General features: G+C 59.2%; 18 protein-coding genes. 8 read left to right on the forward strand and 10 right to left on the reverse strand.

Going from position 1 to position 20541, the window contains the following annotated elements:
* Positions 1-314: 314 nt before the first annotated feature.
* The gene (locus tag B2344_RS11120) at positions 315-929 is read left to right on the forward strand and encodes a glutathione S-transferase family protein (protein WP_034814363.1); all 615 of its coding nucleotides are present in this window, start codon (positions 315-317) and stop codon (positions 927-929) included.
* On the opposite strand, the gene recO is transcribed toward B2344_RS11120, so the two are convergent.
* The 8 genes from recO to rpoZ are packed head-to-tail and all read right to left on the reverse strand — an operon-like array spanning position 926 to position 7688.
* On the reverse strand, positions 926-1657 hold the full coding sequence (gene recO / locus B2344_RS11125) for a DNA repair protein RecO (protein ID WP_290483727.1): 732 nt from the start codon (positions 1655-1657) through the stop codon (positions 926-928). The genes B2344_RS11120 and recO overlap by 4 nt on opposite strands.
* Positions 1654-2601 carry a GTPase Era gene (era, locus tag B2344_RS11130; protein WP_290483726.1) on the reverse strand — a complete coding sequence of 316 codons (948 nt, stop codon included), beginning with the start codon at positions 2599-2601 and terminating at the stop codon, positions 1654-1656. The genes recO and era overlap by 4 nt, the downstream gene beginning before the upstream one ends.
* On the reverse strand, positions 2598-3353 hold the full coding sequence (gene rnc / locus B2344_RS11135) for a ribonuclease III (RefSeq protein WP_290485225.1): 756 nt from the start codon (positions 3351-3353) through the stop codon (positions 2598-2600). The genes era and rnc overlap by 4 nt, the downstream gene beginning before the upstream one ends.
* Positions 3350-3760: a holo-ACP synthase gene (acpS, locus tag B2344_RS11140; protein WP_206992630.1), complete on the reverse strand. Its 411-nt coding sequence runs from the start codon at positions 3758-3760 to the stop codon at positions 3350-3352. The genes rnc and acpS overlap by 4 nt, the downstream gene beginning before the upstream one ends.
* Positions 3757-4500 (reverse strand): pyridoxine 5'-phosphate synthase, encoded by a 744-nt coding sequence (locus tag B2344_RS11145; RefSeq protein WP_206992629.1) that lies wholly within the window; start codon positions 4498-4500, stop codon positions 3757-3759. The genes acpS and B2344_RS11145 overlap by 4 nt, the downstream gene beginning before the upstream one ends.
* Positions 4500-5081 (reverse strand): orotate phosphoribosyltransferase, encoded by a 582-nt coding sequence (gene pyrE, locus B2344_RS11150; protein ID WP_290485226.1) that lies wholly within the window; start codon positions 5079-5081, stop codon positions 4500-4502. The genes B2344_RS11145 and pyrE overlap by 1 nt, the downstream gene beginning before the upstream one ends.
* Positions 5071-7329 carry a RelA/SpoT family protein gene (locus tag B2344_RS11155; RefSeq protein WP_206992627.1) on the reverse strand — a complete coding sequence of 753 codons (2259 nt, stop codon included), beginning with the start codon at positions 7327-7329 and terminating at the stop codon, positions 5071-5073. The genes pyrE and B2344_RS11155 overlap by 11 nt, the downstream gene beginning before the upstream one ends.
* 8 nt (positions 7330-7337) lie before the next feature.
* On the reverse strand, positions 7338-7688 hold the full coding sequence (gene rpoZ / locus B2344_RS11160) for a DNA-directed RNA polymerase subunit omega (protein WP_034814002.1): 351 nt from the start codon (positions 7686-7688) through the stop codon (positions 7338-7340).
* Positions 7689-7842: 154 nt separating this feature from the next.
* Here rpoZ and B2344_RS11165 point away from each other — a divergent pair, with 154 nt between their 5' ends.
* The 7 genes from B2344_RS11165 to B2344_RS11195 all read left to right on the forward strand — a co-directional run bounded on the left by B2344_RS11165 (position 7843) and on the right by B2344_RS11195 (position 16174).
* The gene (locus B2344_RS11165; RefSeq protein WP_290485227.1) at positions 7843-9306 is read left to right on the forward strand and encodes a M20 metallopeptidase family protein; all 1464 of its coding nucleotides are present in this window, start codon (positions 7843-7845) and stop codon (positions 9304-9306) included.
* Positions 9307-9897: 591 nt separating this feature from the next.
* Positions 9898-10917, forward strand: coding sequence for a DUF2804 domain-containing protein (locus B2344_RS11170; protein WP_290483722.1), 1020 nt, complete (start codon positions 9898-9900; stop codon positions 10915-10917).
* A 323-nt stretch (positions 10918-11240) separates the two neighbouring features.
* Positions 11241-12383 (forward strand): quinolinate synthase NadA, encoded by a 1143-nt coding sequence (gene nadA / locus B2344_RS11175; protein ID WP_290485228.1) that lies wholly within the window; start codon positions 11241-11243, stop codon positions 12381-12383.
* 67 nt (positions 12384-12450) lie between these two features.
* The gene (locus B2344_RS11180) at positions 12451-12918 is read left to right on the forward strand and encodes a hypothetical protein (protein ID WP_034814006.1); all 468 of its coding nucleotides are present in this window, start codon (positions 12451-12453) and stop codon (positions 12916-12918) included.
* A 3-nt stretch (positions 12919-12921) separates the two neighbouring features.
* Positions 12922-14460 (forward strand): L-aspartate oxidase, encoded by a 1539-nt coding sequence (locus B2344_RS11185; protein WP_242517501.1) that lies wholly within the window; start codon positions 12922-12924, stop codon positions 14458-14460.
* Positions 14457-15314 (forward strand): carboxylating nicotinate-nucleotide diphosphorylase, encoded by an 858-nt coding sequence (gene nadC, locus B2344_RS11190; RefSeq protein ID WP_290485229.1) that lies wholly within the window; start codon positions 14457-14459, stop codon positions 15312-15314. Before B2344_RS11185 ends, nadC begins: the two co-directional genes overlap by 4 nt.
* Before the next feature lie 50 nt (positions 15315-15364).
* Positions 15365-16174 carry an SDR family oxidoreductase gene (locus tag B2344_RS11195; protein ID WP_206992621.1) on the forward strand — a complete coding sequence of 270 codons (810 nt, stop codon included), beginning with the start codon at positions 15365-15367 and terminating at the stop codon, positions 16172-16174.
* A gap of 6 nt (positions 16175-16180) precedes the next feature.
* Here B2344_RS11195 and B2344_RS11200 read toward each other — a convergent pair whose 3' ends face one another.
* Both B2344_RS11200 and ppdK read right to left on the reverse strand, forming a co-directional pair.
* On the reverse strand, positions 16181-17260 hold the full coding sequence (locus B2344_RS11200) for a cell wall hydrolase (protein WP_242517500.1): 1080 nt from the start codon (positions 17258-17260) through the stop codon (positions 16181-16183).
* 424 nt (positions 17261-17684) lie between these two features.
* Positions 17685-20372 (reverse strand): pyruvate, phosphate dikinase, encoded by a 2688-nt coding sequence (gene ppdK, locus B2344_RS11205; protein WP_290483719.1) that lies wholly within the window; start codon positions 20370-20372, stop codon positions 17685-17687.
* Positions 20373-20541: the final 169 nt, after the last annotated feature.

Raw genomic sequence — 20541 nt, forward strand, 5'->3', positions numbered from 1 at the left:
CCGTCTTCATTGACTTCCTTCACACGACCTTCGCCGCCGCAGACGCGGAGCGCAGTTTCGGTATTTTCATACATGGCGTCGCGGCCGTGTTCGTCGGCATCGACGTGAATGCAGCCCGCAAGAGTAAGCGTGGCAATGGCGGTTACGGCAAAAACAGTTTTCTTCATGGCATCAGCCTTTTCGTTTGCACGGAACGCCCCAGTCCTCACCGGCCACCTAACACATCAGAAAATGAACGGCTTCTGAATATGACAGCCCTTGCGCGCGTTATCTCGCCGCGCAACAGTCAGCGCCACAAGAGGGAAGGAAACAGAATGAAATTGTATAATTCCGTAGGCCCGAACCCGCACGTGGTGCGCATGTTCATGGCGGAACGCGGCATCGACCTGCCCAAGGAAGACATCGACCTGATGGCCGGAGAAAACCGGCAGGCGCCCTATACGACCAAGAACCCGGCTGGCCAGCTGCCCGCTCTTGAGCTTGATGATGGCAGCATCCTGACCGAGATCACTGCCATTTGCGAGTATCTGGACGAAACCCAGCCCGGCGACCGCCTGATGGGGGATACACCCGAAGCGCGCGCCCAGAACCGCCGCTGGACACGGTGGGTGGACCTCAAGATCGTTGAGCCGCTGACCACAGCTTTCCGCGCCGCTGAGGGCCTGCCCATGTTCCAGGACCGGATGCGCTGCCTACCGGAAGCTGCTGATGGCCTGAAAGCCTGCGCACAGGATGGGCTCGTCTTCTTGGACGAACAGATGGCTGACGGCCGTGAGTTTGTGGCAGGCAAGGCATTCGGCTTGGCTGACATACTGCTGTTCTGTTTCCTGGCTTTTGGCAGTCAGGTAGGCCAGCCCCTCAACCCCGATCTGAAACACATCGGAAACTGGTATGCGCGGGTCAGCCAACGCCCAAGTGTGAGCGCCTAGGGCCGCTTCAGCATGCGGCCCACCAGTCGCAGGCGCTCTGCTGGAACGCCCCGATTGAGCCCCCCAAACAGACGCTCTTCCAGAAAATAGCCGGTGAGCTTCAAGCCATCGGCTATATCGGACGGCGCAACATGGGCCGTGGATTCGACAAGAAAGAGCGGCAGGCGAAGGAGGCGGTCGACATATTCCTCGGCCTCCGACCCTCTCACGGCCCGGCCGGTCTTTGGAGATACATGGGTCAGGCCATCATTCGCGCCGGACAACGCGCATGCGTCCAGATCAAGCCCGAAACCCAGCGCGGAGAGCAGGCCCAGTTCCCAGCGCACATAGAGCGCCGGCCAGATTTCCTGCGCCTCAATCTGGTCTAGCAGAAGCTCGGTGGCCTCAAACAGTGCCGAACCGGCTGCATCGCCTTCGTCCAGTCCGCCTCGCAGGATCGCGGTAATAGCCGAAATGGCGGCGAGGGCAGCTGGATCGTCCAATACACGCGCCGCTCGCTCCCGACTGGCCTCGGCCACATCAAACCGGCCCAGAGCCTCTTCAAGGCGACCGGTCCAACTGAGGGAAACAGAATTTCCGGCTTCATATTGCGCGCGGCGCTTGCGCGAGGAACCGCCATAGACAAGACCGGACCTACGCCCGCGCGTGCGGGTGAGAACGTCGAGGGTGAGGCCACCTTCTCCAAAGCGGCGTGCGCCCAGGATTATGCCGTCATCCGACCAGTTCAAACATCGAACTCCAGGCCAAGCCCCTGATAACTCTCTCGGCGTTCCTGCCAGCGTTCATCCACCTTCACGAACAGGAAGAGGTGCACTTTGCGACCGAGCATTTCAGAGAGTTCTTCGCGGGCCTTGCGACCAACATCCTTGATCGCTGCGCCGCCCTTGCCGAGCACCATGGATTTGTGATTGTCGCGGCCGACGACCACGACCTGTTGCACACGGACGGAGCCATCCCTTTTCTCTTCCCAGCTCTCTGTTTCGACCATCAGCTGGTAAGGCAGTTCCTGGTGCAGGCGCAGCATTAGCTTTTCCCGAGTCACTTCGGCGGCAAGCAGGCGCATCGGCAGGTCGGCAATCTGGTCCGGCGGGTAGAGCGCCGGGCTTTCGGGCATCCGTTTCGCGAGCGCCTTTTCCAGCGCTTCGACGCCTTCGCCATTTTCGGCGGAGATCATGAAGACCTCTTCATAGACGCCCGTCTCGTTCAGTTCCGCAATGATGGGCAGGACCTGATCATGGGGAAACAGATCAATCTTGTTCAAGGCGAGGAAAGCTTTGCGGCCAATCTGCTGAAGTTGCTCGATGACCCGGCGGTCATCTTCCAGAGATTTCTTCTGCGCACCATCTACCTTGCCTTCGCGCTCCGCGACCCAGGCCGAAGCGTCGATCAGGTGCACAATGGCGTCCGCATCGTCAGCGCCGCTCCAGGCCGCCTTGACCATGGCGCGGTCGAGCCGGCGCTTGGCCGCAAAGATACCCGGAGTGTCCACAAGCACGATCTGCGTGCCGTCCACCTGCGCGACGCCGCGCACCGGGAAGCGCGTCGTCTGCACCTTGTGCGTGACGATTGCCACCTTAGTGCCGACCAGACGATTGGTCAGCGTGGACTTGCCCGCATTCGGCGCGCCGATAATGGCGGCAAATCCAGCATGGGTGATGGGGGTGTCTGTCATGGGGTTCCGGTCAGGCTTTCTAGGAGAAGGGCGGCAGCATTACGCTCAGCATCGCGCTTTGACGACCCCGCGGCAACAGCCGCACCCCGGTCGGCCACTTTAACTTCAACCTCATAAGTGGGTTCATGGTCCGGTCCCGACCGGCTCAGCACGTCATAATCCGGCAGTGGCAGGCCCTGTCCCTGGGCCCATTCCTGCAGCAGCGTCTTGGGATCTTTGGTCTGGGCCGGAGCCGCCTCGAATTGCGGCGCCCAACCTTTCTCAATGAATTTCCGGGCGGTGGAGAGCCCGGCATCCTGGTAGATTGCGCCTATAATGGCTTCGCAGGCATCGCCAAGGGTCGATTCCCGTTCGCGCCCACCGGCAGCTATCTCGCCATCCGACATGATAACGAATTCCGAAACGCCAAGATGGCGCATGGCATCCGCGCAGGCCCCCTTGCGAACAAGACTGTTGAGACGCGGAGCCAGATCGCCCTCACTCTCCATCCGGCGTCGGTCAATCAAGCGTTCGGCGATCACGAGGTTCAGGACCCGGTCACCCAGAAATTCGAGGCGCTGGTTGGACAGGCGGACTGATTCCGCAGAAGTTACAGCGCTTGGATGTGTCAGCGCACGGATTAGCGTCTCCGGGTTTTTGAATTTGTGGCCAAGAATGGACTCCAGTGTCCGGATATCCGTTTCGGCCAGTGAGGGCTGGCTCGCTTTTCCCTTCGACCGGAGGCGCGTGCGTTTGGGTCTTGTTGGTGTCATGCTGGCGTCACCGGAAGAGCTTCGATGATGACCTGGGCTTCAGCCCAGGGGTAATCATCCGTGATGGTCAGGTGAATAATCGCTTCATGGCCGGCGGGCATCATCGTGGCGAGGCGCTCCGCCGCGCCGCCAGTCAGCGCAAGAGTTGGCTTGCCCGTTGGCAAATTCACAACGCCGAGATGCTTCCAATGAACGCCGCGACGCGGCACACCCGTACCGAGCGCCTTTGCACACGCCTCTTTGGCCGCAAATCGTTTGGCATACGTCTCAGCAGTCAGGCGACGGCGGCGCGCCAGCGCGATTTCGACATCGGTAAACACGCGTTTCTCAAACCGCTCACCAAATCGGGCAAGTGTCTTTTCCACACGCTCGATATTGCAGAGATCATTCCCGATACCAATGATCATGCGCGGGCCTCATCCATCAGTCGACGCATTTCCCGGATTGCAGCATCAAGACCGATAAAGATGGCCTCACCAACAAGAAAGTGACCAATGTTCAGTTCTGCGATCTCGTGGATTGCCGCCACGGGAGCAACGTTTTCAAATGTCAGGCCATGTCCGGCATGCGGTTCGACACCGCGCTTGCGCGCTTCTATCGCCGCGATCTTCAGCCGTTCGAGTTCTGGCGCCGCGGCCTCTGCACCACCTTCGATCCATAGCTCAGCGTACTTGCCCGTATGGAGTTCGACCACAGGTGCCTGAAGCACTTCCGCAACTGCAATCTGAACAGGGTCGGGTTCGATGAAGAGTGACACCCGCGCACCCGATTCATTGAGGCGGCGAACAACGGGCGCAATTTGGTTATGCAGGCCCGCGACATCGAGCCCGCCTTCGGTCGTACGCTCTTCGCGCTTTTCAGGAACTATACAAGCTGCATGCGGACGGAACTTGCAGGCAATCTCCGTCATCTCGTCTGTCGCAGCCATTTCGAGATTGATCGGAAGGCTGGAAGCCGCACGTATGGCTTCGAGATCCCCATCGCGAATGTGGCGCCGGTCCTCGCGCAAATGGATCGTGATGCCGTCTGCGCCTGCCTGAGCCGCAATCTGCGCCGCGCGCATCGGATCGGGATGATCCCCCCCGCGCGCATTGCGAATGGTTGCAACGTGATCAATGTTCACACCAAGGCGCAACGGGCTTGCCATCAGGCGAGGCCCCTGGAGCCAGGCTTGACGGCCTCCATCGCGGCAAGATCTGGTGGCAAATCATTGGCGTCATAGTCTGGGAAATCGACCGCCGCGAGCGAAATTAGCTTGCAGCCAACATCAGCGCGGCCGTTCGACCGGTCGATGATACAGGCACCACCCACGACCTCGCCGGGCAGCGCATCCAGCGCTTCAACGGTTTCACGAAAAGACAGCCCCGTCGTGACGATATCTTCCGCGATCAGCACACGTTCGCCTTCGGCAATGGAGAAGCCCCGGCGGAACTGAAGCTGGCCATCGACCCGCTCGGCAAAGATCGACCGTGCGCCAAGCTGGCGCGCCAATTCATAGCCCGGAATGATGCCGCCAACAGCTGGCCCAGCCACAACATCAATCTTGCCGAATTCGGCAGTCAGCTTCGCCGCAAGGGCCTTGCACAATTTTTCGGAGAGCGTGGGCTGGGAAAAAACGAGGGCCTTCTGCAGGAAAACAGGACTGCGACGACCAGACGACAAAATGAAATGCCCCTCCAACAAAGCCCCGGCCTCGCGGAATACATTCAGCACATCATCATTCGTCATCTTCGCCCTCCTGGTCGCGCACAGCTCTGTCGACCACAGCGATCGACCGGAGCGCGGCCAGTATCTGCGTCAGACGCTTGAGGTCTTCAACCTCAATTTCCATCAAGATTTCCGTGAAGTCCTCGTGGCGGTCTACCGTATGTATGGCTGTGATGTTGCCGCTGGCCTGTGCCACAGCAGCGCAGAGCTTGGCCAGTACGCCGCGCTCATTGGAGGCATTGATACGAATTCGCCCAATTGCCACCGCGCCCGTGCGCGCCAGTTCGGTCCAGCGCAGGTCCACCCAGAGCTCGGGTTTATCGTCATATTCGGCGAGCTTTGGACAACTCGCGACATGGACCACAATGCCCTTGCCCGGTTCATGAACCCCCATGATACGGTCCCCAGGCAACGGGCAGCAGCAATTTCCGAGATGAAGCGTCACGCCCGGTGACAGCTCAGTGCCGGATACCATGAGCGGCGTATGCTCACTGTCCATGCGGACCTTCGTGGGATCGTCCTCGCGTTCCGGCCGGTAACCCGGAAAGGCCGCCTGGATCACATCGTTTGACGAAATTCGACCGCGCCCCAGCGCTTCGGACATGTCTTCCATATCCTCAAAACCGGCGAGGCGGGCCGTATGGTTCATCTTTACATCAACCGGATCAATACCTGCCCGTCGCAGCGCCATATTGATCAGCCCCTGACCGAGGCGCCGGAACTCTGTTGTTTCCTTGTCGCGCACCAGCTTGCGCATCGCAGAGCGCGCGCGCCCGGTGATCGCCAGCGCTTCCCAGCCATGAATGGCGTGAGGCGCTTTGCCCCGGATGATCTCGACAACGTCTCCATTTTTCAGCGGGCGGCGTAACGGCTTCACCTCGCCATTGATCTTGGCGCCAACACATGTGTCACCCACCGCCGAGTGCACCGCATAGGCAAAGTCCAACGGCATGGCGCCGGCTGGCAGGATGATCAACTTGCCCTTCGGAGAGAAAGCAAAGACGTGCTCGCGATACATTTCGAGCTTGGCGTGCTCCATGAACTCGCTCGGATCGCCGCCATCCTGAAGCAATTCTGCGAAGGCTTCGAGATTGGCGGCAGGGTCAAGACCGGCAGCACGCGCCGAATCGATGTCAAAGCCGTAGGCGCGGTTCTTGTAGCCCCAATGCGCAGCCACGCCGAACTCGGCGGTGCGGTCCATCTCTTCAGTGCGTATCTGGAGTTCGACACGCCGGTTGCCGGAAGCGCGTACGGTTGTGTGCAGGCTGGCATAACCGTTCGGCTTGGGCACGGAGATATAGTCACGGAAACGGTCAGGGATGCAGGCCCAGAGTCTGTGGATTTCTCCCAGAACCCGGTAGCAATCCTCAACACTCTCCACGATCACGCGAAAAGCGAACAAGTCAGCGACATCCCGAAAGGAAATCGATTTCTTCTCAAGCTTGCGCCATAGCGAATAAGGTTGTTTCCGACGCCCCTTGATGCGGCAAGGAATTCCGGAAACCTCCATCAATTGCTCAAGGTCACCCCGGATACGCTCAAGATCATCGGCATTTTCGAGCGCAAGTTCGTCCTGACGATACAGAATGGCACGACGCGCTTCTGGATTGAGCTCCTGGAAGGCCAGGTCCTCCATCTCGGCAGCAATCTGGTAAAGACCGACGCGGCGGGCGAGCGGGCCGTAAATGTCCATGGTTTCCCGCGCGGTGCGTTCGCGACTGGATGCCTTCTTCCGAAAGTGCAGCGTGCGCATATTGTGAAGCCGGTCGGCCAGCTTCACCAACAGGACTCTAATGTCGCTGGTGGTTGCGAGGATGAACTTCTGGAAGTTCTCGGCCTGAGCCAATTCCTTGGAGCTGTATTCAAGCTTGTCGAGCTTCGTGACCCCATCGACCAGTTCGGCCACATCCGCACCAAAGCGCACTTCGACATCGCCGATATCGATCTCGGTGTCTTCGACCACATCGTGAAGGAGGCCCGCGACGATGGTGATCTCGTCGAGCTTGACGTCAGCCAGAAGGCTCGCGACTTCAACAGGATGCGAATAATACGCATCGCCCGAATCGCGCATCTGTTCGCCATGATGCGTTTTGGCAAAATCGTAAGCGGCACCGAGAAGTTCGGATTTCACCCGAGGGTGATAGGCGCGAACCTTATCGATCAGCTGCTGCCGGGTCAGGACATCTTTAGGTTTTTCCGCAGCCGGTCGCTCTGTGCCAGCCATGTCGCCAGCCCCTTCATCCTTTGCGGATAGGGTGCTGCCGTCCATCTGGCCTCCTACAGCCGGTCGTCCCGTCCGGACTCCAGCTCGGCCTGATAGGCCCGCATGACGTCTTCTTCGGTTGCAGCAGGTGCAGATTCCAGAGCCAAACGGTCGGCTTCGCGCTCGTTCTCTTCGCCTGGACGAATGTCCTGCAGATTCGAGATCAGCGCTTCCTTGACCACTTTCAGATCAATCGACTCGTCAGCAATCTCGCGCAGCGACACAACTGGGTCCTTGTCATTATCGCGGTCCACAGTAATAGGCGAACCTTCGCGGATCATGCGGGCACGATGTGCAGCAAGCAGGACAAGCTCGAAACGGTTTGGAACCTTTTCGACGCAGTCTTCAACGGTAACGCGGGCCATGAGCAGATAATCTCCTTTGGACCGCCCCTTATATGCAGCGCAGCACGCCGACGCAACCCGGCGATTGCCGTAGAATGCAGGACATTTTCGCCCCCTTGGCAGCGCTGAAAACGCCGCTACGGTGCCTTCTTACCTTAGCCGGAGGTCGAAACCCATGTTCCGTAATGTTGCCATCTCTTCTCTCGCGCTTGCGCTCGTTGCTTGCGGAAACGGAAATGACGCCGCTGAAACGCCGCAACCGGTCGCCTCCGACACGGGCGCAACGACCGAGGCCGAAGCATCGAATACGGTCGCCCCGGCCTCATCCGCGGCCACTCCTTCAGCAGAAACCAACTTGCCAAAGGCTGATGCAGAACTGATCGAAATCTACAAACAACTTCACGCCAATCCGGAACTTTCTTTCAAGGAAGCCAAATCGGCCGCTCTGATGGCCTCTGAACTTGAAAATCTCGGCTTCGACGTTTCCACCGGCATTGGTCAGGACTGGGTGGTCGCCAAGGCAATGAAAGATGTGGGTGAGGTCAAGGATGGCGTCGGCGGACACGGCGTCGTTGGCGTATTGCGCAATGGGGATGGCCCGACCGTCATGATCCGCGCCGATATGGATGCCCTGCCCGTTCCTGACCAAACGGGTTTCCCGTTTGCCTCAGAGGTCCAGTCGACCACATGGACTGGCGTCGAGAGCCCGGTCATGCATGCCTGCGGCCACGACATCCACATGACCAGTTGGATCGGCACCGCCCGCGCACTGGCTGCCCGCAAGGATCAGTGGAGCGGCACACTTGTAATGATCGCCCAGCCAGCCGAAGAGATCGGCCTTGGTGCCCAGGCCATGCTGGCCGATGGCCTCTACAGCCGCTTCCCTCAGCCGGACTACAATTTGGCGCTGCACGTTTCCGCAGCCGCGCCCGCTGGCACGGTTGTCTATACGAAGGGCTACGCCATGGCGAATGTCGACAGTGTCGACATCACCGTGAAAGGCGTCGGCGGGCATGGCGCCTACCCGCACACAACACGCGACCCGATCCTGATCGGATCTCACATCGTCGTAGCTCTGCAGAGCCTCGTCTCGCGTAATACGAACCCGCAAGACTCTGCCGTTGTTACAGTCGGCTCGTTCAAGGCCGGCGCAAAGCACAACATCATTTCCGACGAAGCAACGCTGCTCCTGACGGTGCGCTCCTATGACGACGCGACCCGTCAAATGTTGCTGAGCGGCATTGAGCGCATTGCCAAGGCGCAAGCCGAGGCCTTCGGGGCGCCTGAGCCAGAGATCACGATCGAGCAGGACTATACACCATCGCTCTTCAACAACGCCGACCTGGCCGAAACAGCCATGGCGGCCATTGCGGACGCAATCGGCGAAGACAATGTCAAGGAAGTAGCCCCGGTCATGGGCGGCGAGGATTTCAGCCAGTTCGGACGGACGGAAGAAAACATTCCAGGCCTCCTATTCTGGGTCGGCGCAGTGGAGCCTGCGCGCTATGAGGCCGCCAAAGACAGTTCCCTGCCCCTGCCTTCACTGCATTCGCCATTCTTCGCTCCGGATTACGACCCGACCATTGCCACAGGCGTCGAGGCTATGACTGCGGCCGCGTTGGAACTGTTCGAGGGGTGAGCCTGCGCCCCTAGCCGGACACGCAGGTGCGGCACGGCAGGTGCTCCTCCTCGATTTCGCACAGCTAAACCTGAGTCCTCCTACCCCTCGTCCAACTTGGCATGCACTAGGCAAGGGAGCCCTGTCGCGAGCGGCGCGGGAAGATCGCCAGCTCCACGCCGTCCGGCAGGTCCGCCACAATTTTCGGCCCCCGCGCCTTCAAAGGCGCGAATACGATATGCAGCCTTGTCGCGAGTAGGACTATCAGCTGCCGGACGACCTGTTCCACCTGCTTCAACCGTCCATTCGCCTTCGCCCGCCGCTAGCGCGACATCTTTACCGGATGCAGCTTCAAATCATCGCCCGCGATTGATTCGATCAGCGCGCGGCACGCCTGCTGAAGGCTAAAGGAGAGGAAGTCTGTGTCCGCGCAAATGTGGAAGAGTATGAGGGCACAGATTCTCAGACGAATTCGCAAGGTACTTTCCCATGCGGCACAGGAAAGACGATATGGAGTGACCTAACGTCGAGGGTAGAAGGCACGCCCACCTTATCTTTATATGTCTTCCACAAGCTCCGAAATCTCAGATATCCGGCGCGCCAGGAGGGAGAATGCAACACAGAATGGGCGTAGGCCCTCTACTTGATGCGCGGGGGCGATTGGTCGAACGAGGATATGCGACCAGCGAGGTCAGGACTTATGATCGCTCTGCCATCAAAGCGGGCGCCCTACGCATAAAGGAGTGGGACTATTACTGCATCCTGACACCCCGGTTCGGGCTGGCTCTGACTGTCGCTGACAATGGCTATCTTGGGTTCCTAGGCACATCCTGGCTCGACCTGGAACACAAAACAGCCACCAATCATGGAGCTATCATCCCGTGGTCGATGGGCAAGATGAAGTTGCCAGCCAGCGCCGATAGTGGCGACATTTCCCAGCGCAAGGGCGATCTGGAATTGAGCTTTCGGCATGAGGCAGGAGGGCGGCGCCTGACGGTGAATGATCCGGCTTTCGCCAACGGAAAAGGACTGCACGGGGAATTATGGCTCGATCAGCCCGATATGGACCGGATGGTTATTGCGACACCGTTTCCAAATGCCCCGAAGGCTTTTTATTACAATCAGAAAATCAACTGCATGCCCGCGCGCGGGAAGATCACCCTGGGCGAGGAGACGTATCAGTTCTCCCCTGAGAGTGCCTTTGCTGTGCTGGATTGGGGCCGCGGCGTCTGGACGTATAATAACACATGGTATTGGGGCTCTGCTTCCGGCCTGGTCAAGGGGCGACCGTTTGGGTTTAACATCGGCTATGGGTTCGGCGACACATCCGCCGCCAGCGAAAACATGCTGTTCGTGGATGGTAAAGCCCACAAGCTCGACCATGTCACATTCCATATGCCTGAAGGTGCGCCTGATTCCGCGCTATGGAAATTTACCAGCAATGACAATCGATTTGAGATGGATTTCGCTCCCATCATCAATCGTCACCAGACGACCGACCTTGGCATATTGAAAACTGCGCAGGACCAGGTCTTTGGCCTGTTCTCAGGACGTGTCATTCTTGACGATGGCAGCCAGATGACCGTGAAGGACTTGCCCGGATTTGCCGAAGAAGTGCGAAATCGTTGGTGAGCGGAGAGCAGGCAAGGTGGTGTTGAGAGCTGTCATAGGGCGGATCATGACACGACCATCGCAGTGGTTGTGGCGGCCATGACAACCGCCGCGCTGGCACTGTTTGACGAAAGCTGACGCGGGGTTCACGCGTGTTTGAACTTGCCGGACGAGGCTGAAAGCGCTACTCCCCTTTTGCTCAGACTGCGCAAAAGCTTCAAGCTGCTGTCACAAGAGCCACCTGTCTGCGGACGTTTGAAGGCCGACCCCCTTGAAACGCGAGGCTTCAGGCCCATATTATACTCAGATCGAGCATAAGTCGGTCTGCTACGAAGGAGGACGACATGGCACGTCTTATTGATTCCGGCCCCGGCTGCCCCACGCCAACTCCGCTGCGCGGCGCTTCTGCCGCTGAAGCGCGCGGCCTCGTCTATGATGACGCGGTGAAAATGGAGACCGATGACCTGTACCCGCTGGTACAGGATTTCATCACTCCGATGGAATGGCCAGCCATTGCGCCCCTCGTGGCGGCAATCAATCGGCTCAAGAAAGAGAAGAACGCCGTCATCCTGGCGCACAATTACATGACGCCGGACATCTTCCAGCTTGTCGGCGATTTCCGTGGTGACAGCCTCCAGCTGGCCCGTGAAGCTGCCAATGTGGATGCCGATATCATCGTGCAGGCCGGAGTGCACTTCATGGCCGAGACCTCGAAGATCCTCGCGCCTGAAAAGACCGTCCTTATACCGGACACCCGCGCGGGCTGTTCGCTCGCCGCCTCGATCACGGGCGCCGATGTGCGCCTGATCAAGGAGAAATTCCCGAATTACCCGGTCGTGACCTACGTAAACTGTACCGCTGAGGTAAAGGCCGAGTGCCACATCACCTGCACCAGTTCGAATGCGGCGCAGGTCGTCGAAGCCATCGCTGCTGAATGGAATACTGACACGGTTATCCTCGTGCCGGACCAATACCTTGCCAAGAACGTGGCTGCCCAGACCGGCATCCGCGTCATGACCTGGCCGGGCGCGTGTGAAGTGCACGAGATGTTCAGCGCCGACGATGTCGAGCAATTGCGCGAAGCCCACCCAGGCGTCGTCATCCTGGCTCACCCGGAATGTCCGCCGGATGTACTGGAAGCCGCCGACTTTGCCGGCTCGACGTCCGCGCTGGCCAATTACGTTGCCGAGGAAAGCCCGAACAAGGTCGTCCTGCTGACGGAATGCTCGATGAGTGACAATGTGGCGTCAGCCAATCCGAACGTGAACTTCATCCGTCCATGCAATCTCTGCCCGCACATGAAGCGTATCACGCTGGAAAACATCTATGATTGCCTGGTCACGGGCGAGTACGAGGTGCTCATCCCTGAGGATGTCCGCGTGCGCGCCAAGGAAGCCCTCGACGCCATGATGGCCCTGCCGAAAATGGTCAAGCCGCTCGCGTTCAAGACCGGTTTGAAACCACTTGAGCTTGAAATGGTCGTCTAGCAGCCAGACAGGTTGTGCAATCGCGGGGGAGCGGCGTAATGTGTCTCAGGGCGCAAGGAGAGGTAGAATGGTCCGAGGCATATACGGTCTCGCGGCAATGGCGATCGCAGGCCTTTTGGTCTGCACTCCCGCTCATGCCGACAGCAAACGCGAGGGAGATTCATCGGATGTCCTTGGCACCTGGAGCTTCCAGACAAAACCCTATCGCAATGGAGAGTGCATGATGTCTGGCACCATGTATCTTTCTCCGCACCCGGATGAAGGCCAATATAGCTGTGAGCTCACAGCGGTTGAAGTCTGCTCAATGTGGGGCCGGTCGGTTGTACGCCAATCCTGCAAGGCTCGCCGCTTCGGAGACCAAATTTCGATTCGGTCCCAGATCGAGGAAATGCTGGAAGCCAAGGTCGAGGGCCTGATCTATGTACCAGACAATTTCACGCTCACCATCCAATCCGCTGACCGGATGTTTGGCGCGCTGGTGTCTGCCGTGACCGCACCGGCGGAATTCCGCCGCGCGAATGACGGCATCTCCTGATCCGTGAGCGCCTCCATTCCGCAAACCCTGACGGCAAATGGGCCAGTCGATGATGACGTTCTGATCGTAGGCGCCGGCCTTGCTGGCCTGTTCCTGGCGCTGCAACTGGCGCCGCGCCCCTGCACCGTCATCTCCCCGGCTCCGCTTGGCCAAGCCGCATCCTCCGCATGGGCGCAAGGCGGCCTGGCCGCTGCCATGCACCCCCTGGACAGCCCCAAACAACATGCCGCAGACACCGTTGCGGCCGGCGCGGGACTCGTCGACCCAATTATCGCCCGCCTCATTGCAGAGGAAGGCCCGGCCCGGGTTCGCGATCTTGTCGCGCTGGGCGTTCCGTTTGACCGCACGCCGGATGGCGCATTGGCCTTGTCGCTTGAAGCCGCTCATTCTCACCCGCGCGTGGCACGCGTTGCCGGAGACCTTGCGGGCAAGGCCATCATGGATGCGCTGGTCGCGGCCGTTGCCGCCGCGCCACATATCACCATCATCGAAGGCGTCCGCGCCACCGGCCTGATGCAGGATGCCAATCTTCAGGTGGCAGGCGTCATATTGCGGGACAATGCCGGAACGCTCTCCACACGGACCGCGCGGGAAACGGTGCTGTGCACCGGCGGTTCCGGCGGCCTGTTCCAGGTTACCACCAACCCACCCGAAGCGCGCGGCGACGCTGTTGCGATGGCTTGGGAAGCGGGCGCACTGATTGCAGATCTAGAATTCGTCCAATTCCATCCTACGGCCATCGACATTGGCCGCGATCCTGCCCCCCTCGCGACCGAGGCCCTCCGCGGTGAAGGCGCCACGCTCCATAATCGAGACGGCACGGCCTTTATGGCAAGCTACCATGAATTGGCCGAACTCGCGCCGCGCGATGAAGTGGCGCGCGCCGTGCACACAGAGCGCTTGTCTGGCCGAGGCGCATTTCTCGATTGCCGCACGGCTGTGGGTGAACACTTCCCGGACCATTTCCCAACAGTATTTGGCACTTGCAAATCTGCCGGCATCGACCCACGCACCGAATTGATCCCGGTTGCTCCAGCGGCGCACTATCATATGGGTGGCATCGTCCCAGACTTCTGGGGGCGCAGCAGCCTCGATGGACTGTCCGTCTGCGGCGAATGTACATCTACCGGCGTACACGGCGCAAATCGCCTTGCATCCAACTCTTTGTTAGAAGCTGTCGTATTTGCCCACCGCATTGCCGAGCGCCTGCGCGAAGCTGAGTTCGCCACCCCTAACGCATCAACAGGTCATGTTCCAGGGGCGTTACCCGTTCCAGCCCTGCAGGAATTGCGCGGCGCCATGTCCGAAAAATGTGGAGTTGTGCGAAATGCCACCGGCATGACCAGCGTGCTTGAACTGATCGAGCGCTTGAACACCATACATGGGCCGGCTCGCGCGCTGACCACTGCGAGACTGATCGTTCAGGCCGCAATCAATCGCAAGGAAAGCCGGGGCGGACATTTCCGGTCTGACTATCCAGACATGATCGAGCCGGAACGCCAGTTCCTGCTGAGAGATTTTGAGGAGACCGTCCGCGTATGAAACTGCTCCCCCCGCCGCTGCCCGCGATCATCCTCGATCCCATCGTTCGGCTTGCCCTGTCAGAAGACCTTGGCCGCGCAGGTGATCTGACCACGGACGCGACCATTGCGCCGGAAACCCAACTCAGCGTCGTTATTGCAGCGCGCCAGCCCGGCGTGATCGCAGGTCTCGACGCTGCGGCCCACGCGCTTACCCTGATCGACCCAAGCGTGGAACTGGATGTTCGGATGGATGATGGCACGGCAGTAAAACCCGGCGATGTTGTCGCGCGCCTTGACGGCAGCGCGCGCTCTATCCTGACGGCTGAGCGCACGATGCTGAATTTTATTGGACGACTGTCAGCGGTCGCCACGATGACGCGCAACTACGTCGCAAAGATTTCTCACACGTCCACAACAATTGTCTGCACCCGGAAAACGACCCCAGGTCACCGGGCGCTGGAGAAGCGCGCCGTTCGGTGCGGCGGAGGTACAGCACATCGCTACGGCCTGGATGATGCCATCCTGATCAAGGACAATCACATCGCCGCTTGCGGTGGCTCCGTGGCGCTCGCACTGGAACGCGCCAAGGCCTATGCGGGCCACCTGCGCATGATCGAAATTGAAGTCGATACACTCGACCAATTCGCGGAAGCGCTGAAACATGGGCCGCATGCCGTCCTGCTCGACAATATGGATACCGACACCTTGCGCCGCGCCGTTGAAATGAATCAGGGCCGCGTCACGCTCGAAGCATCTGGCGGAGTCAATCTGGGTACCGTTGCGGCAATCGCTGAGACCGGTGTGGACTTTATTTCCGTGGGGGCGCTAACGCATTCTGCTCCCAATCTTGACGTGGGTATGGATGTGGTCTGACACTGCTGCAAAGGGCGATCAGTCCCTGATATCAGCAGGAGGAAAAGCCCATGACGCGAGCGAGCGGGCGAAAGAGTATCTTTATTACGGGCGCAGCATCCGGCATCGGAGCAGAGACCGCGCGCTATTTTGCAAAACGCGGCTGGTTCTGCGGCCTTTATGACGTGAACACTGCTGGCCTCGATGCCGTCGAAGCCGAGATCGGATCCGAGAACTGCCTGAAAGCCAGGCTTGATGTTCGCAACCGCGAGGACTGGGCCGCTGCCATCAAGGATTTCAGCGAAGCCACTGAAGGGGCAATGAACGTACTCTTCAACAATGCAGGCATTGGACGTCATGGCTGGTTCGAAGACATCACAGGCGAGGATAATGACGCGATCATCGACATCAATGTGAAAGGTGTAGTGAACGGCGTGCAGGCTTCACTCTCCCTTCTGAAGGCGACATCAGGCGCACGTATTGTGAACACGGCCTCTACCGCGGGAGTTGTCGGCTCACCACAACTGGCTGTTTATTCTGCAACCAAGTTCGCTGTGCGTGGTCTGACCGAAGCGCTCGACGCCGAATTTCGCGATCTCGACATTCGCGTCACCAGTCTGATGCCGTGGTTCATTGAAACGCCGATCCTCGAAATGGGGGATCGCGACGGCTCGAACCACAAGATGTCTGACCAGCTCAAGGAAAACGGCATGAATGTGTATCCGGTTTCCATGGCTGCGGAACGCGCCTGGGACGCCGCTCATGGCAAAGATACACATTTCATGGTTGGCAAAGATGCTGAACGGGCACGTTTCATGGCGCGCTGGTTGCCAGGCGCTATCCAGAAGCGCGTGAAGGCGGGTGTGCCCCCACGCGACTGATGTTTCCTAGTTCATGGCGCCGGCGGCTGAAGCGGAGCTTCTTACCGCCGCCTGCGTCACCTGGGCTGCCGTATAGTCGGAAACCTCGGACGATTTACGCATCGTGTTGAACTTCGGGGCACCATTCGTGATCGTGCGCGTAGAGGTGGTCACAGAGGCCGGCGACAGAGTTGGTGCCGGGGCATTCATGGCCACCTTCTCAACCTTGGCGTCGTCGGTGGTCTTGATCACAGACGTCGCCGCAGCATTCACATCAGCCTCAGCCGCTGCCGTGATGACGCGCTCGCGCTTGCGATTGTAGTTCTGGCGCACTTGGGCCCATTCGGCGCCGCGCGGGAACCGATAGAAGATGTGCAAACCAATCTTGTCGGTCTTGATGAGGCCAGCGCTCCAGATCGGGTCAACATAAGTGGCGTGATAATGCGTCGCGCCGCCTGTGCGTTCCTCGTTGAGGTTCATCAGTACGTGTGCTGCGACCTTCTGGGCAGTATCCCAATTACGACCGCGTGGCTCGCGGGTCATGGCGCCGTCACAGGTGAAGGTGAACTGGCAACCGGTTGTGCGAGTCGCACCCTGGAAAACGACGTCACAGACGCTGTCAGGATAGCGATGGTCGCGAACCCGATTCGCGATGACTTCGGCAACGGCCATCTTGCCGCCCAGCGATTCTGTTCCGGCCTCATAATAGATAGCCTGGGACAGACACTGTGCCTCGTCGTTAATCTTTTCGGCGCGTTTGATGTGCTCCGGACGGAACGAAACCAGCGATGAAAGTGCAGCACCATCGCGGTCGCGCATCGCATAACGGCTCATTGAAGCGCCGGTATCGCGCTTGAGAGTGTACTCGACGGTACGGATCCAAGGCGTATCCAGCAGGCTTGGCGTCATCGGATCAGCGCGCACGGTGACGCCGCCGTCTTCAATCGAAGCCAAGCGTACCGCTTCCGCATGGAAATCAGCTTCGGCGCGCTTCTCCATCTGGAGTTCGCCAATCAGGGGAAGAGTTACAGTCGCAGCCACAGCGCAGACCGCAACGGTCGCCCCGCGAATGACAATATCTCTCTGCTCTTCGTTCGTCATAGCCATCCACCAACGCTTGAGCTGCTCTTGGAGCCCACGCATTGGCGATAGAGTCGCCCTTCGTGGTTGAAGAACCCTTAACATCACCGCTCCCCAATCCCCCGGCAGACGGTATATTCCGTCCTACGAACCCCGGGTGTTGTTGGTTTGACTAAAAATTATGAGACCGTTTCTGGCCCCGCTTCGAGTTGGATATCCATCTCTCCCGGTACCTAGCAAGAAGCTGGCCAGATACGTGAGTGACTTTTCTGTCAGGATAGATACGCCCCGGATTTTCGATTTAAACCGTTACATTAGGAGAAAGCGGCCAAGCCTCTGTAATACAGCGGAATATTTCTGCAAATTTCGTGAAATATTTCGCACTGCACAAAAATGGGTGTTGCCCGGAAGCAACACCCAAATCCTGCCGGTTTCTAGCGGACAGTCGTCTTTATTTGGCTTTCAACGCCGCATGTGCCGCAGCGAGACGCGCGATTGGCACACGATACGGAGAGCACGACACGTAATCGAGTCCCGCCAACTGACAAAAGTTAATCGAAGCCGGGTCGCCGCCATGCTCACCGCAGATTCCAAGCTTGATTCCAGGACGTGATTTACGACCCCGCTCAGTAGCAATTTTGACCAATTCTCCTACGCCGACCTGGTCGAGCGTCACGAATGGGTCTTTTTCGTATATGCCTTTGTCCTCATAAATCTTGAGGAAACGGCCTGCATCATCGCGCGAAATGCCGAGTGTCGTCTGGGTCAAGTCATTCGTGCCGAACGAGAAGAACGCGGCGGATTGTGCAATCTCAGCAGCCTGAAGCGCCGCGCGTGGCAGCTCGATCATCGTGCCGACCATATAGTCCAGCGTGACACCCGTCTCGGAAAACACCGATTGGGCAACCTCGTCCACAACCGCTTTCAGGATTGCGAGCTCCTTGTGCGTGGCGACCAGTGGGATCATCACTTCCGGGATTGGCTTGCGACCCGTCTCCTTTGAAACATTAACGGCGGCTTCGAAAATGGCGCGCGCCTGCATCTCATAGATTTCGGGATAGGTGATGCCGAGACGGCAGCCGCGATGGCCCAGCATGGGATTGCTCTCATGCAGTTCTGCAGCCCGGCGGCGCAACTCATCCGCGCTGACGCCAGAAGCCTTGGCCACTTCGTCCATGTCCGCATCTGTGTGCGGCAGGAATTCGTGGAGCGGTGGGTCGAGCAGTCGGATCGTGGCTGGCCGATCTTCCAGAATGCGGAAGATTTCCTCGAAATCGCTCCGTTGCATCGGCAGGAGTTTGTCGAGCGCAGCGCGACGGCCACTTTCGCCATCCGCAAGGATCATCGCCCGCACTTCGGGGATACGCTCTTCTTCAAAGAACATGTGCTCAGTGCGGCAGAGGCCAACGCCTTCGGCGCCAAATTCAACCGCCGTACGCGTATCCAGAGGCGTTTCAGCATTGGCGCGCACTTTCAGCGTGCGCACCTTGTCAGCCCAGCTCATCAGCAAACCGAAATCACCCGACAGATCAGGTTGGCGCATTTCGACGGCGCCCATCATCACCTGACCGGTCGCCCCGTCCACAGTGATCACGTCGCCTTTCTTGATTTCACGGCCCATCACGCGGAACACGCCCGCCTTGGTATCGATCTGCAGGCCACCGGCGCCGCAGACACACGGCCGGCCCATGCCACGGGCCACAACGGCGGCGTGGCTGGTCATGCCGCCGCGTGCCGTAACAATGGCGCGGGAAGCATGCATGCCCTTGATGTCTTCCGGGCTGGTCTCGATGCGCACGAGGATCACGTCCTCGCCCTTTTCAGCCATGGCCCAGGCATCTTCTGACTCAAACACGACCTTCCCAACGGCCGCGCCGGGACTGGCGGGAAGGCCCATCACGATTACGTCGCGCTTGGCATCTTCAGAAATGGTTGGGTGAAGCAACTGGTCCAGCTGAGACGGTTCAAGGCGCAGGATGGCCTCCTCTTCCGTCACCAGGCCTTCGCGTGCCATGTCGACAGCGATCTTGAGCGCTGCGGCAGCGGTACGTTTGCCGTTACGGGTCTGCAGCATGTAGAGGCGGCCATCTTCGACCGTGAACTCGAGATCCTGCATATCCTTGTAGTGTTGCTCCAGCGTGTTCGCGACATCGCGCAGCTGGGTGTAGACTTCCGGCATCGACTCTTCGAGCGGCGCATCGGTCGAGCCCAGCGTATCTGCGCGCTCGCGGGAGATCGGCGCGGGCGTACGGATGCCCGCCACCACGTCTTCGCCCTGAGCATTGATCAGATATTCGCCATAGAAGACCGGGTCACCATTCGACGGGTCGCGTGTGAACGCAACGCCTGTGGCAGACGTCTCGCCGAGATTACCGAACACCATGGCCTGGACGTTGACCGCCGTGCCCCATTCTTCAGGAATATCGTTCAGCTTGCGATAGGTGATCGCGCGATCGTTCATCCACGAACCGAACACCGCCGTAATGGCGCCCCAGAGCTGTTCCTTCGGATCATCCGGGAAAGGGCGACCAAGATTGTACTGAACCGCGTCCTTGTACAGCGAGATGATCTGCTTCCAGTCATCGGCCGTCATCTCGGTATCGAGATCATAGCCCTGACGGTCTTTGTAATCGTCCAGAATGTGCTCAAACTCGTCATGGCTGATGTTCAACACGACATTGGAATACATCTGGATGAAGCGGCGATAGGAATCATAGGCGAAGCGTTCGCCGGCCTTTTTGGCCAGTCCTGCGGCAGCTGATTCGTTCAGGCCGAGGTTCAGGACCGTGTCCATCATGCCCGGCATCGAAGCGCGCGCGCCTGAGCGTACGGATACGAGCAGTGGATTTTCAGGGTCGCCGAAGCCCTTGCCGGTTTCCTGCTCGACGGCTGCGAGCGCGGCATCAACCTGCGCTTCCAGAGCTGCCGGATACTGGCGCTCCAATTCGTAATAAGCAGTACAGACTGCAGTCGTCAGCGTGAATCCCGGTGGCACGGGCAAACCCAACTTCGCCATTTCAGCGAGATTCGCGCCCTTGCCTCCGAGCAAATTCTTCATTGAGGCGTCGCCGTCTGCGCTCCCGCCTCCAAAAGCATACACCCAGGTTTCGTCTGCTGGCTTCAGTGCTGCTTCACCCATGAATTCTGCCTTCCGATACATATGTCGTGTCCCCCAAGTTAACGGGGGGCGAATTGCAATTCCTATGCTGCATTGCAGCGCCATTGGCCAGTGTCCGAAAGGGCACGCGGGGGGTGACAACGTTGTTCGTGACACATTGGCGCGTTCCCGTGCAGGCGGGCCGTTTCAG

The organism is Hyphomonas sp. UBA3195 (genome assembly GCF_002366485.1).
In the GTDB taxonomy this organism is placed as follows: Bacteria; Pseudomonadota; Alphaproteobacteria; order Caulobacterales; family Hyphomonadaceae; genus Hyphomonas.